The following is a 15,276-nucleotide window of genomic DNA, read 5'->3' as shown; positions in this document are numbered from 1 at the left end:
GGAGGTGAATTATGTCGGCACCGATTACGGGACAGACGATCACGTTTGAACAAATCAGCGAAACATTGCGTACACAATATAGCGATGAGGAAAAAAGACTGCAGGACAGCAGCAAAACGCAAGTTGATCCCATGCGACTTAATAAAAACCCGAAGTCCCTTGATAACGATATTCGCGCTCGTCTTGAAAACAAACCTATGCTTGCTCTACCTGCAATGCAGGTTTCCGATTCTGATAACGCCACTGCAGCAAAGACGAATGATGCCCGCCTGACGATGATTTTGGGTAATTTATCAGGCATTGCCGATCAGGATATTACTACACGCTTGCATAATAACCTGGACAACACCCTGCTTCGACACGAAATGGCACATAATAAGTTTCGTGAATTAAGCGACGCCTACACCTCGTCATTAGATTCAGCGCAAAAAGCCAACGATAATCTGCATCAGGCCAACAATAATTACAATGCAGTCGATAAAAGAGTGCAATCGCTGGAAAAAAAAGTCAACACATTGGATCAAGAGTTGTCGCAACTGCAACCAGACGATCCACAATACAATAAAGTACTGACGCAAAAAAACGCGGCTGAAAAAACACTCACGCTGTCGTTACAAAAAAAATCGTTAGCTGAGAAATCATTAAATACAGCCATTATGGATGCTGACGCTGCGATCGGCCAAAGTATGGAAATTTTTGACGAAATTCAACAGCAAGAACAGATTAATAACTTCACCACCAATATTTGCCTGACACAGGAAAACCAGAAAAACAGAAACGCGACAGCCACATTTATCCTTTTGATTACCTCAGTAATGGAAGTTATTGGCGATACAAATTGCGAATCTATTAAAAATCAATCTGAGGTAATGAAAGAGATTAACCATGTCAGGGAAAATAAACTCAATGAAACAGCACATAAATATACTACCACGACTAAAGTTTTAAAAATAGTTAATGAGTGTGTAACTGTAGTTACCTTTTCCGTAAGCGCAGTCTTAATTGTTGTTGGTCTTCTTGCTGCAGTTCCAAGTGGTGGTTCAAGTATTGCGGGTGCATTGGCACTTATTGGAGGAATAGCGGGCGCAGTAGTATTAGGTGTAGATATCACTTGTCAAATCGCTCTGGGCACCACGGCTACCGGCTGGATTTTAGGGAAAGTTGTAGAAGGTCTTTCGGCTGCGATTAAAACAGTTGATCCCACTCTGCTCGCAATCACCGCGCTTCTGGACGTTATTGGTGTCGATCAAGATACGATTGAACTGGTTAAAAGTATTTACGCAAGTGCAGCCGCTTCTATTGTCATGGCGACAGTAATGATTGGTGCAGCAGTAATATGTTCTGTAGCAATAGGGGCCGTTGTTTCTGCATTATCAAAAACAGCCGCCGAAGAAGTCACCAAAGAAATAACAAGCACTATAAAATCAACCATTGAATCAATTATTAATTCAGTTTCAAAAAATATTATAAAGGTATTAGACAGCGTATGCAGCGTGCTACAAACATCAGCCGTAGTGTTGAAGTTGATTGCCAAAATAAGTAATGGCCTGGAGAAAATAGGCTTACTCATCTGTGCAATAGCAACATCGACGATGAATTGTTTTGTTGCTGGAAACTCTGCCGACATGGCAATTTTACAACAGGACATGAGTAATCTATCAAAAACGCGTGAACAAATGCTTTCAGTATTGCAAAGGGTGGATAAAACCGTCGAACAAGAGGTAAGCCAGATGGTACGAGTATTACAACACCGAACTGAAGCCTTAAAATTTGCTTCCCATTCTATCGTATAAGAGGGTTTTAACATGGCCACCTATGAAATTAAAAATGCGTCCAGCACATCTAATATTAACAGTCTTGATAAAACAATCTTTGATAGAGATTATAGTAAAAAAAACAACATACCAAATGATAATAAAATTGTGCAATACTATAACCTTAAAGATATTAATCATGACATAAGCTCTCAGTTTATAATATTAAAAAATACAGACAGAGAAGTCTGTCCGGAACTAAGAGTAAAACTATTGGATAATCTTAATTACTCAAGGAGTACGCTAGATAATTTGAGGGGTGACCTTGACCAAGCTACAATTTCATCCAGTCAATCAAGCAGTTCTGCAGAACAGAGTTCTATTAAAATATCTAAATATAATATCCTTGATATGCTAGATAATTTGACCATGCGACAACAGGCTGTTATGGAGGAATTTTTAAGGGTATTCACATCAATGTATAAAGCCTCTGCTATGTCTGAGGCTATTATGAGCAACGTTTTTGAACAACTTGTCCAGTATCAGAAAACAGAAACCGTACACGCTACAATGGCAAGTTCGGCTGGTGTTCTTGCCGGGTCAACAGTTGGCGCAGCCGGAGCTGCAGCATCTGTTGTAGCAAATTTCAGAAGCCCTCCCGAAAAGATGCAAACCCTTACACCTGATCAGAAGCACACTATCAGTGGAACTGATGATAAAACACAGCGAGGATTAAAAAGGGAAGTTCAAGATCAACAAGCTTATCTCAAGCAAATAGATGAAGAAATAAAAACAACAACGAAAGATACAACACTTGATGAAGAACAAAAAGAAGAGACCCTGAAATATTACGATAAAGAAAAAGAAGCTACGGAAGAAAAGATTAGAGATAAAAACGAGCGTATTAGTATAAAACATAACAAAAGATATAATAAATATTTTACTATAGGTAAAGCAGATGTACTTTCACAGCTTGTTAATCAATCAACTCAAGCATCACTTAGAATTCTAGAAAGTACTACTCATGCAGAAAAAGAAATTGTTGAGCAAGCTAAAAATGTGATGCATTCAGTTATGAGTAGCTATCTGGATCAAATTAATCGTGATGTTCAAGGAAGAGATCAGGCACTCAATTTATTACAGCAAATAATACAAACCATTATTGATACTGATAGTGCTATCGTTCAAGGCATTCGCTCATAAATTATTGCAATAATAGTTAATTATATTTAAGGAGGAATGACACATGATTAATAAAGATAATAATTTAAATATAGATATTTTACGTCAGCAGAATGCAAACATTCCTCTTAAAGAGGCATCCTCGCAAAGTGAGGAGCCTCATCAACTGGAAAACAGCAAAAGCGAGGGTAATTTGTATAACAGCGCCAGTAAGGATAATAATATTGGCGCTATGCTCAAGAAAGATGTTGAAAAACTATCAACTTTAGTCAGTGAACGTATCCCGCGAAATGAAGACTGGAAATGCCAGCATGACATACAACTCAACTTCGTTAAAAACATGCTCAGAAATTTCCCAACTGAGAACCTGTCAGAGAAAGGATCTGCGCTCTTACACGAAAGTTATTTGCTGATAAAAAACGTTCTGCATCTTACAGAAAATGTTAATACTATTGACGGAAAATTAAAGGATCCCGATAAAATATTGACCCTGCATAACTCTGTGAGAAAAACCCTGGCTAACGTTGCTCACAACACAACCGGGTCAAGTGCAATGGCATCGACCAAAGGTACCTTAAATCACGCTATCGCTTCTTTAGAGAGTTCTGCGCCTGAAATGAGAAGTTCAGCAACCAGCAGTACTTTAACGGCCAGTAGTTCAAACGAATTTAAAAGTGATAAATATATATGCAGTGATATTGCTGATTTGATGAGTGTGCTCGGTAGCGACTACCTCGAAATTTATGCGAATAGCGTTGAGATAATGAGCGCATACTGGCAGGACTTCAGTGAACATATCCAAAGCAATATGGGAAAATGGACTCACTCTAATAAAAAAGGCGATGCGATAATTTTTGATGTCAATGCATTTCAAAAGGCCTTGATGCATTTTTATTATATCGATAAATATCCTAATGGTGATTTCCACTATCATTACAATCCAGACTATGTTTTATACCCTCCGGCACCTGCTGACAAAATTGGTGTTCCATTGGAAGAAGCAGAAAAATGGTGCGCCGCTTTAGGACTTCCGGTAATTCCACCCGATCCCAAACACCGCACACCTTCTCCGATTGTCGAAGTTGAACCACAAGGTAGCGGTTTATATGTTATTATTCCCAACCCTCAGATTATTGACAGTATGAGTCAATCTTCAGATTCAATGGTGCACAGGGATAATAAAGGGAAGGAAAAAAATATATCTAAAGAATTCACCGGTTATGAAATAAGCACAGCTGAATACCAAGCATGGTTAGCGGGTTATAATGGGCAAGCAGAAAACATGAAAACCGATGTACAGGTTATCACGACTAAATACAGCACAGCCAACTCCACCTACGATACGATTATAAAATTATTATCGTCAACCATTACAGCATTATTTGATTCAGCGAAAGATTATTTACGTTTCTGATTAAGTAACGCCAAATATTATAGTCCACTATCTGGTCTCGTAAAATGGGACCAGCGTTTCATATTATTAAGCATCAGCTTTCATTCATTTCTTCATCACAATCTTACAAAATGAGCGTTTTTTGATAGAGCAATTCTGCCAATACTTTATTTTATATTGATCAAATTAATACTATGAATAGAGAAAACGGAAGGAGCGTTCTATGCAACTGCAACATGGAAAAAATAATACACAACAATATATATTTGGCGACTTTGTATTAAAAAACAATGGAATATTATTATTCAAAAACAAAGAATATCATATTCCCCCGAAAGAACTTGGCGTTATTATTCTATTACTTAATGCTGACGGTGAAATTGTTAGCAAAGAAGAGATTATTGATAAGGTCTGGAGCGCAAGTGTTGCCAGTGATGAATCTTTAACACGGTGTATTTATGCATTGCGCAAACTTTTGCATGAGAATAAACAGTGTAAGTATATCGAAACGGTCTATGGTCGTGGATACCGTTTTACTGTACCCATTGTGATTGTAACCGATAATGAACCGGTAAAGTCGACTACCACTCTTGCTGTTTTTCCATTTCGTACCGAAGGCTCAATCAATGTTCTAAAACTGCATTACGAACTTGTGCAGGGCCTTTCAAAATATGCTTTTTGTGGTTTAGATATTTTACCTGCCTCGGTAACGAATGAGGCAAGCGATTTTTCTACTATCCATCAGTTTATTAATAAAACAGGCCCAGAATATTACATTATGGGTCAGGTCGTTCACTATGGTAAAAACTGGCGTTTATTTATTGAATTAATTCATGCCAGAACGCATAAGTTGATTGATCATCAAAGTATTGATTTTAACCCCGACAATCCTCTTTCCGTATTATTATCACAAGTAATTAATATTCTTATTGAAAAAATACCCAATATTAATTTTAAATCTATTAATACACAACAAATGCCATCTCTGGATTCTGCTGTTATGTATATGAATGGCAGAATGGAAATGTATCGTTATACACCAGAGAGTTTGAAACGAGCATTAGTAATATTTAGAGATTGTGTGAGTACGCAACCGCAAAATACCTTGCCCTACTGTTGCCTGGCGGAATGCCATATATCATTAGCACTCCTTGGACTCAGTGAACAAAAACAAGCAATAACAACGGCAGTAACCTCCATTGAAAAGGCTCTTGAAATTAACCCTTCAAATTCTCAGGCATTGGGTTTACTGGGTTTAATCAGTGGGCTAAAAGATGAACATTCAGTGTCTAATGTGCTATTTAAGCAAGCACATTTACTCAAACCTAATTCGCCAGACGTTTATTATTATCAGTCTCTGCTATGCTTTTTGAACGGTGACCTTGCAAGAGCATTTAATCTAATAGAAAAAAGCATTGCTCTTGAACCCAATAAAATGGGCATAAGCATTCTTAAATTAATTATACTTTATTACACATCCCCCCTCGATAACGCGATATCTTTTGCATTAAATCTGAATAGTCAAAACACCTGTAATAATCCAATTATTACCTCTATTCTGGCTATGTTCATGGCACTGAAAGGACATAATGACAAAGCCAAAAGTTTATTGCTTAAACTTGAGCCTGAACATGGTCTTGATTACAGCTGTGTTAACTCGCTTTATACGAAGTTTCTGATCTATGGCGCATCTATAAAAAATGACATTATGAAGTTACTGGCAAATATTAACACCAACAAAATAAATGGTGTGATTTTGCCATTAATTTACACTGTTTATGGTAAAAAAGAATATGAAAAGCGCTGGCAACAATTAGTTAAAGACAATGATTTATGGTCAAATGTTTTGCTTCACGACCCTCGTTTGCTCAATGTAAAAAATGAATTTAATACTATCAGTGCGATGCGTACTTCTGCGTAAGAACGAAGAGAAATTGCCCTGCTGATGCAGGGCAATTTAGTAGTTATTTCGTTAAAAATATCTCACACACAAACCAGAAGACTTTCCTGATCCTGGTGTTGATATACCAGTTTCAGGATTGAATTTCTCGTGAACCCCTATAAGTACAGTACTTGTCCAGTAATCCGTACTGCTAAATGTACTGCCATAAGCTTTCAAATTACCATATTCTCCCCACAACGTACCTACTTTTCGTGGAACTACACCACTACTTGGTCGCTGCGCTAATTCTAAAGATGACGCCACTTGTCCATAGCTATTGCATGATGTATTTATAATATCCCAAGTGTTATTACTGGCAGCACCTAAACTAGTAAACCATTTTTTCATCTTGAATTTGAATACAACATTATTCCCTTTACCGTCTTTTGGTTTCCCGGTAATAGTGATTTCACTATTTAGGGGCAGACTTATTGTGACTTCTCCATTATTGTTAACATTAATACCATAGATGCCTGCCGTCCAATCATAATCTGTATTCTTCATATTATGGGTTAATACTAAGGTGAATTTAGCCCCATCAAATCCTGTTTCAGGAAAACCATCTATCGCCCTGAATATTGCACCATTCACACTCAGAGAATCGACTACTACAAAAGGAAGGATGGTATAGGAAGGTTGCCCGTTTACACGCCAACCGTTAATCTGCAGAAATGAATTTAAGTTCTCTCCTTCTTTGTAGGCCATATAGGTACGCTCATATATGCCATCACCCAAATATATCCATTTAGCCCCTTCTTTCTTCTCCACATTTTGTAAGTACACTGCATTATCCAGCAAATCCAGACCGTTATCCAACGGGTTACCAAAATCATCAGCTAATAAAACACTGACAGGTAAATCCGCCCCAACAACCACAGCATCTTCTCGTATACGAAGCTGTGAACTAAGTGGACTCGCTTCACCCGGTTTAATAGTATAATTATTTGAATAATTGGCATCGCTCCAACCAACCATCTTCAGTTGTGCATTCAAATTCACTTCCGCGAATTGCGCCATATACTGTCTTTGATATTGCCCATTGCCGTTGTATATCCAATTATTACCCTGGATAGGATCTGCATTCCTGACTTTTACGTTTTCCTCATTAAGCTGAGCGACACCATCAGTAATAAAGTTACCCTGAGCATCACTAAGTACAACAGTCACCGTTATGCTCTCCCCAGCGATATATACCGTTTTGTCCGTGATAATCGTGGACTGAGTTTTTGCTGCTGCACCTGGTTGTATCCCGTATAGCGCGGAATTAATCTCCGTTGCCCATGTTTTTAATTTCAGACTGGCAACCAAATTTTTCTCGGCAAACCATGCTGTCCAGATCATGGTATATTCACCATTATTCTGTTCGACCCATTGCATCGAATCGGGGACTGCGCCGCCCACCGTAAAATTATCGATATATGATTCGATAACTCCTGATGTCAGCCCTAAAGCCGGGTTACCAAACTCATCCCGCAACGTTACTGTGACAGTTAATGACTCCCCGGCGATATATGTCGTTTTATCTGTCCTGATGGCTGAATTTGTTTGCACCGGAGCGCCACTATGGATGGAATAACTCTCTGATTGTTTACTGCTGCCCCATTCAGACAACGTCAACGTCGCGTGGTGAGACACTCCCGCCATTTGCGCCGACCATATAGCAGTATAAACACCGGCACTTTCAGACCATCCTCCTGAACGTACGGCTCCTTCCACTATTACGTTATCACCAGACAGTAAGGACTCGCCCCCTTCAACCAGGTTACCGTGCGCGTCTTTCAGCGTCACGGCGACGGTTATAGTGTCGCCAGCGGTGTAGGCGTTTTTATCCGTAGCGATAGTTGATGTGGCTTGCGCCGGAGAACCGGACTGTATGTCATAGCGATCTGACGTTACACCATCACTCCACGTCTGCAATTGCAGGTTGGCGTGCTGATTGGTACTGGCAATCGTCGCCATACGGGTTGTGGTATACACGCCACCTGATTCAATCCAGCTTCCCGTTTCTGACGGGTCGGTGCCAGCCACCGTAAGCACACCATTAGCGGCTAACTGTGAAGCTGCACCGGTTACCAGATTATCGAACGCATCCCGGAGCGTTACCGTGATGGTGATTGTCTCTCCAACCGTATAGTTCGACTTATTTGTTTCAACGGTTGACGTGAGCTGCGATGCATCACCCGGTACAAAGGTGACGTTCTGGCTCAGGCTGCTGCTGTTGATGCTGGCGGTGACCGCACTGGTGCCCGCCGTCTGGCTGGTGACACTGATCTCCACCGTGCCGTCCGGCTGCGTGGTGACCGTCGGGGCAACCGTTGCACCGTTGTCCGCCAACACGCTGACTGTCTGCCCGGCAAGCGTATTACCGAATGCATCGGTGACCTTCACCCGCAGCGTGTTCGCCATTGCGCCGTCAGCCACTGAGCCGTCCTTAATAACCACCAGATCCGCGATCTTCGCCGTGCTGACATCAGCAATAAACGTCACGTTCTGGCTCAGAGTGCTGTTGTTGATGGTTGCGGTAACTGTACTGATGCCCGCCGTCTGGCTGGTGACGGAGATTTCCACGGTGCCGTCCGGCCCGGTGATAACCGTCGCGGCAACCGCTGCCCCGTTGTCCGCTGAGACGCTGACCGTCTGTCCGGCCAGCGCATTGCCGAACGCGTCGGTGACTTTCACCCGCAGCGTGTTCGCCATCGCACCATCTGCCACTGAGCCGTCCTTAATGACCACCAGATCCGCGATCTTCGCCGTGCTGACATCAGCAATAAACGTCACGTTCTGGCTCAGAGTGCTGTTGTTGATGGTTGCGGTAACTGTACTGATGCCCGCCGTCTGGCTGGTGACGGAGATTTCCACGGTGCCGTCCGGCCCGGTGATAACCGTCGCGGCAACCGCTGCCCCGTTGTCCGCTGAGACGCTGACCGTCTGTCCGGCCAGCGCATTGCCGAACGCGTCGGTGACTTTCACCCGCAGCGTGTTCGCCATCGCGCCATCTGCCACTGAGCCGTCCTTAATGACCACCAGATCCGCGATCTTCGCCGTCCTGACATCCGCGACAAACGTCACGTTCCGGCTCAGGCTGCTGCTGTTGATGCTGGCAGTGACAGTACTGGCTCCCGCCGTCTGGCTGGTGACACTGATCTCCACCGTGCCGTCCGGCTCTGTGATTACCGTCGGGGCAGTCGTTGCGCCGTTGTCCGCCAACACGCTGACCGTCTGCCCGGCAAGCGCATTACCGAACGCATCGGTGACCCTCGCCCGCAGCATATTCGCCATTGCACCGTCTGCCACTGAGTTATCCCGGGTGACTACCAGATCCGCTATCTGCGCCGTCCTGACATCGGCGATAAACGTCACGGTCCGGCTCAGGCTGCTGCTGTTGATGCTGGCGGTGACTGTACTGGTGCCCGCCGTCTGGCTGGTGACACTGATCTCCACCGTGCCGTCCTGCCCTGTGATGACAGTCGGAGCGACCGTTGCGCCATTGCCTGCCGTCACGCTGACCGTCTGCCCGGCAAGTACATTCCCGTTAGCATCGGTGACCTTCACCCGCAGCGTGTTCGCCATTGCGCCGTCAGCCACTGAGTTATCCTGCGTCACCTCCAGACTCGCGATCTGCGCCGTGCTGACATCGGCGATAAACGTGACGTTCCGGCTCGCGGTACTGCTGTTGATACTGGCGGTGACCGCACTGGTGCCCGCCGTCTGGCTGGTGACACTGATTTCCACCGTCCCGTCCTGCCCGGTGATGACAGTCGGAGCGACCGTTGCGCCGTTGCCTGCCGTCACGCTGACCGTCTGCCCGGCAAGCGTATTACCGTTAGCATCGGTAACCTTCACTTGCAGCGTGTTCGCCATTGCGCCGTCAGACACTGAGTTATCCCGGGTGACCACCAGATCAGCGATCTTCGCCGTCCTGACATCCGCGATAAACGTCACGTCCCGGCTCTGACTGCTGCTGTTGATACTGGCGGTGACCGCACTGCTGCCCGCCGTCTGGCTGGTGACACTGATTTCCACCGTGCCGTCCTGCCCTGTGATGACAGTCGGAGCGACCGTTGCGCCGTTATCCGCCAACACGCTGACCGCCTGTCCGGCAAGCGTATTACCGAACGCATCGGTCACCCTCGCCCGCAGCGTGTTCGCCATTGCGCCGTCAGCCACGGCGTTATCCTGCGTCACCTCCAGACTCGCGATCTGCGCCGTCCTGACATCCGCAATAAACGTCACGTTCCGGCTCTGGCTGCTGTTGTTGACGCTGGCGGTGATCACACTGGTTCCGGCGGTCTGGCTGGTGACACTGATCTCCAACGTGCCATCCGGCTGCGTGGTGACCGTCGGAGCAGTCGTTGCGCCGTTGCCTGCCAACACGCTGACCGTCTGCCCGGCAAGTGCATTCCCGAACGCATCGGTGACCTTCACCCGCAGCGTATTCGCCGTCGAACCGTCCGCCACCGAGTTATCCCGGGTGACCACCAGATCCGCGATCTGCGCCGTCCTGACATCGGCGATAAACGTGACGTTCCGGCTCTGGCTGCTGCTGTTAATGCTGGCAGTGACCGCACTGATTCCGGCGGTCTGGCTGGTGACAGAGATCTCCGCCGTGCCGTCCGGCTGCGTGGTGACCGTCGGAGCAGTCGTGGCACCGTTGCCTGCCAACACGCTGACCGTCTGCCCGGCAAGTGCATTCCCGTTAGCATCGGTGACCTTCACCCGCAGCGTGTTCGCCATTGCGCCGTCAGCCACTGAGTTATCCTGCGTCACCTCCAGACTCGCGATCTGCGCCGTGCTGACATCGGCGATAAACGTGACGTTCCGGCTCGCGGTACTGCTGTTGATGCTGACAGTGACAGTACTGGCTCCCGCCGTCTGACTGGTGACACTGATCTCCACCGTGCCGTCCGGCTCTGTAATCACCGTCGGAGCAACCGTTGCGCCGTTGCCTGCCGTCACGCTGACCGTCTGTCCGCCCAGCGCATTCCCGAACGCATCGGTCACCTTCACCTGCAGCGTGTTCGCCGTCGCGCCGTCTGCCACCGCGTTATCCTGGCTAACGACCAGATCCGCTATCTTCATCGTCCTGACATCGGCGATAAACGTCACATCCCGGCTCTGGCTGCTGCTGTTGATGGTTGCAGTGACGGCACTGGTGCCCGCCGTCTGGCTGGTGACACTGATCTCCACCGTGCCGTCCGGCTCTGTAATCACCGTCGGAGCGACCGTTGCGCCGTTGTCCGCCAACACGCTGACCGTCTGCCCGCCCAGCGCATTACCGAACGCGTCGGTGACTTTCACCCACAGCATGTTCTCTGTCGCGCCGTCTGCCACCGCGTTATCCTGCGTTACCCCCAGATCAGCAATACGCGCCGTACTAACATCAGCAACAAAGTTCACCGTTTTACTATCGCTGCTTTGATTGACCTTAGCCTCAACAGTGCTGGCATCCGCTACGGTACTGCTCAGATCAACCTCTGCCATGCCATGCGCATCCGTCCTGATATCTGCGCTCTGCCTTGCATTGGCAAATACAGCCGCCCCTTTCGTCACCGTAAAGGTGACAGTCTGCTCCGGCAGCACATTGCCAAACTGATCTTCCACCCGAACATTCACCGTATGTTGATCGCTACCATTCGCCAGCACATCCGGGTTACCCGTTGTCACTTGCATCGAGACAATTTGTGCGCTGGCGGCATCGCCACTAATACTGTAAACATTTGAAGTCAGGGCGCTCGCCCAGCCGGACATCTGTAGCTGTGCTTTTAAACCGGTGCCAGGAAGTAAAGCGGTATACGTTGCGGTATAAATGCCTTTTTGATCTTCATTCCAGGTAATGCTTTCCGCTTTTGTATTTGGCAGCTGGATAGCCTGGCTGATAGCGTCTCGTTGCCCCCCGACCAGGTTTTCATAGCTATCCTTGAGCGTTACCGTAACTTTAATCGCACCGCCTGCGGTATAGGTCGTTTTGTCGGTAACGATAGAGGAATAAGCCAGCACAGCTCCGCTTTCGCGGATGACATACGCATCGGATTGCTGCGCGCTACTCCATGTCGATAGTTTCAGCGTGGCGTAATGGCTATTGCCAGCAATCTTCGCGGTTCGGGTGGTGGTGTAAACGCCATCAGACTCTTCGCTCCAGTTACCCGTTTCATTTTTATCTGTACCGCTCACCTCGACCACACCGCTACCCACCAGCAGCGAAGCCATCCCTTTCACCAGGTTTTTCTGCTCATCCATAAGGGTAACTGACACTTTTATCTTGCCACCCGCGGTGTATGACACATCGTCCGTCTTGATGGTGGAGGTCAGCTGCGAGATATCGCCAGTAATAAAGCTCACTTCCACAGACTGACTACTGCCATTGATCTCGGCCTTGATAAGACTGTTTACCGCCTGGTCACTGGCAAGGTTAACGCTGGCAATCCCGTCTTTATCTGTCGTCACAATACCGCCATTTGGATCGGCAAAAACCGCCGCACCATTCACGACCGTGAAGGTAACATTTTGTCCCTGCAGTAAATTTTGATGCACGTCCCTGACCGTCACAGCGACGGTATTGTGATCGCGTCTGGCGACTGCGTTATTCGCGGTGATCTGCATCGCTGCGATTTTGGCGGTATCTTTATCACCCGCAATACTGAATGCATCCGAATGCTTGGTTTGCCAGCCGGGCATCGTCAGCTGGGCCGTTAATTTGTCGCCAATGAGATGGGCCGTATAGTTTGCTTTGTAAACTCCCTCACTTTCTTCCGTCCAGGCACTAACAGCATCGGTCTTCGTGTTGTCTACTTTAACAGCCTGTTTAAGAAGTTCTTTTCTTCCGGTAACCCCGTTGCCATTCTCATCTTTCAGGGTCACTTTTACGCCTATCGGCTTACCCGCGACGTAATTATTCTGGTCTGTTTCAATCATGGAGTCCGCTCGGGATGCCATATTAGCCACAATGGCAATCAGCGCTGGTGTTTTAGCAACATCGTCGCCGTTAAATTGTGGCATCAGCGACAACGCGCCTGACGTCTTCCCGGAGGTAACTAACTGGGTATAGGTTCCGTTACCGTTGTCTTTCCATTCGCTTAGGGCGAAATCTTGCAAACCTTTCGCATGGGTTTTTAATGTCATACCCGGGATAGGCTTGCCGCTGGAATCTCGCGCGGTATAGGTCAGCGTTGAAATTGATTTTCCATCCGCAAGCAGAATTTGTAGATCGACAGAAAGCGTTGAATCAGCGAGGCTTAGTGTGGGTTTTTCTACAACCACCATACTTTCTTCACGCCGGGAGAAATTCCCTTTCGAATCTTCCGCTATAACTGTTATTGGGTAAGTGTTGTCGGTTTCAGGCATTACCGTAAATCGGTAGGGTGGAATAGTGACCTGAATATCCTTGCCGGAAACAGCAACTTTCCCGCCCGCAGATTGCAAGGAAGCGGCTTCGATGTCATAACCTTTCAGCGCGTATTTGGTTTGTAAGGAAGAAACCAGCGATTTAACCTCGCCCGGCTTGCCTTTCAGCGGATCGGTCAGCGTCAGCCGCACCAGTTCTTTCTTGCGATATTCGAGGACAATATTGTTATTACGATCGACCAGGTCATAGCGACTGCCTACAAGGCTACGCCGTGCTGCTACTTCAGCCGGATCGAGCTGTTTTTGCAGTGATTGACCGGGTTGCAGCGTCAGCTCCATACCAATTCGGGTGTCGTTCTCTCCCTGTTTTCCCTGCCGTTGCTCGGCACTAAAGGAGATCAGGGGAACGGGGGTGTAACTCAAACCTGCGGTAATCGCGTGAGGATCATTTTGTCGCTCGTCTTTACCAAACAGCGCCACTTCATCGCCATAATATTGTTCATAGACCAACTTGCCGCCCAGCTGCGGCCAGGCCGGTAACCAGCCTTCGGCGCGAAGATCCCACCCGTTCGCCGGACGTGCTTCATAGTCATTGTCGAGTTCCGGTGCACTACGCCAGTTACTGAGGCGCAGATAACCGTTGCCGCTCAGTTTCAGGTAATCGCGCCAGTATTCAACGCCCATCCCGGTTCGAGTGTGATAGCGGGTCAGGTCATGATCGATAAACATATTGACGCCAGACATCCAGCTCGATGTGAAATAACGCCAGCCGATACCGTGGTTGGTTTGAGTGCGATCATCCGTACGGTGAAGTGTGTGCTGGCTGAAGACCAGGTTATCCGGCGTTTCGTACCACGGATGGAGAAATTCAAATGACGAGCTTTTAAGGCTGAAATCTTCATCAACACCAAGAGATACCCGGGCAGTTCCCCAACGACTGAGCCAGTCCGTTGCCTGCGCAGATGCAGAAGAAGCCACCCAGCCACGCGCCATACTCGCAGCCTGTTCGCTGTCCATATCGCGCGCTAAAAGTGTTCCGCTTTGCTGCGCCACTTCCGCGACCTGCATTTGCGGATCTTTGCCGTCGCGCTCCATCTGCATTGCTTTCAGGTTGCGCGCTTCAGGGCTGTTACTGTTAATGAGGGGCACATCTATTTCATCGCCCTGACGCACATTGTCAAAGCCCCGCGCAAAAGTACGGAACTGATTCAGGCGACGTAATTCATCAACGGTAATACCAAAGCGTGCCGCGACCGTTGGTGGCGATTCCAACGCCCCCAGGGTGTATGGAATAGTTTTAACGTTCGACAGGATCAGTGACGCGGCAGTATCCGAATGCGCAGGGTTAACATGCGTAGGGGCAGCAGCCATAACAGGGAAAATAGTTTGTGTTATCAGGCAAATACCGGCGGTCAGACGACGTAAACGATCCCCCAATCCACATATGGTTTTATCGCCCCGACGATCGCCATTCCCATGCGCTTTCCCTGCCATTTGTCATCCCTGTCGCTATGCGTTCAGATTAAATGACCTTTCTTTAACATGAGGGAAAATGATGATTCATGATTAGCAAATGATGAATACAGGCGGAATAATGGAAATAACAACAAGATAAGAACAATACCTGATCAAGGGTTATCAGGGGGAAGAACAGGAGAGCTTTC

Annotated in this window: 5 protein-coding genes; 4 read left to right on the top strand and 1 reads right to left on the bottom strand. The window is 46.9% G+C overall.

Going from position 1 to position 15,276, the window contains the following annotated elements:
• Positions 1–11: 11 nt before the first annotated feature.
• The 4 genes from BGE37_RS16140 (at position 12) to eilA (ending at position 6,250) form a co-directional block, all read left to right on the top strand.
• Positions 12–1,793, top strand: a complete 1,782-nt coding sequence (locus tag BGE37_RS16140) for a YopB/SseC family type III secretion system translocon subunit (RefSeq protein WP_088541988.1) — start codon at positions 12–14, stop codon at positions 1,791–1,793.
• A 12-nt stretch (positions 1,794–1,805) separates the two neighbouring features.
• Positions 1,806–2,957 (top strand): hypothetical protein, encoded by a 1,152-nt coding sequence (locus BGE37_RS16135; protein ID WP_105288212.1) that lies wholly within the window; start codon positions 1,806–1,808, stop codon positions 2,955–2,957.
• 43 nt (positions 2,958–3,000) lie between these two features.
• Positions 3,001–4,350, top strand: a complete 1,350-nt coding sequence (locus BGE37_RS16130) for an IpaD/SipD/SspD family type III secretion system needle tip protein (protein WP_105288211.1) — start codon at positions 3,001–3,003, stop codon at positions 4,348–4,350.
• Between the two features lie 202 nt (positions 4,351–4,552).
• Positions 4,553–6,250, top strand: coding sequence for a HilA family transcriptional regulator EilA (gene eilA, locus BGE37_RS16125; protein ID WP_001176834.1), 1,698 nt, complete (start codon positions 4,553–4,555; stop codon positions 6,248–6,250).
• Between the two features lie 51 nt (positions 6,251–6,301).
• Here the strand turns inward: eilA and iatC are convergent, their stop codons facing one another.
• Positions 6,302–15,106, bottom strand: coding sequence for an inverse autotransporter adhesin IatC (gene iatC, locus BGE37_RS16120; protein ID WP_105288210.1), 8,805 nt, complete (start codon positions 15,104–15,106; stop codon positions 6,302–6,304).
• Between the last annotated feature and the right edge of the window lie 170 nt (positions 15,107–15,276).

The organism is Escherichia sp. MOD1-EC6300, assembly GCF_002965045.1.
GTDB lineage: Bacteria > Pseudomonadota > Gammaproteobacteria > Enterobacterales > Enterobacteriaceae > Escherichia > Escherichia coli_F.
Note: the sequence above shows the minus strand (reverse complement) of the source record. Positions and strands in the feature narration are given on the sequence as shown.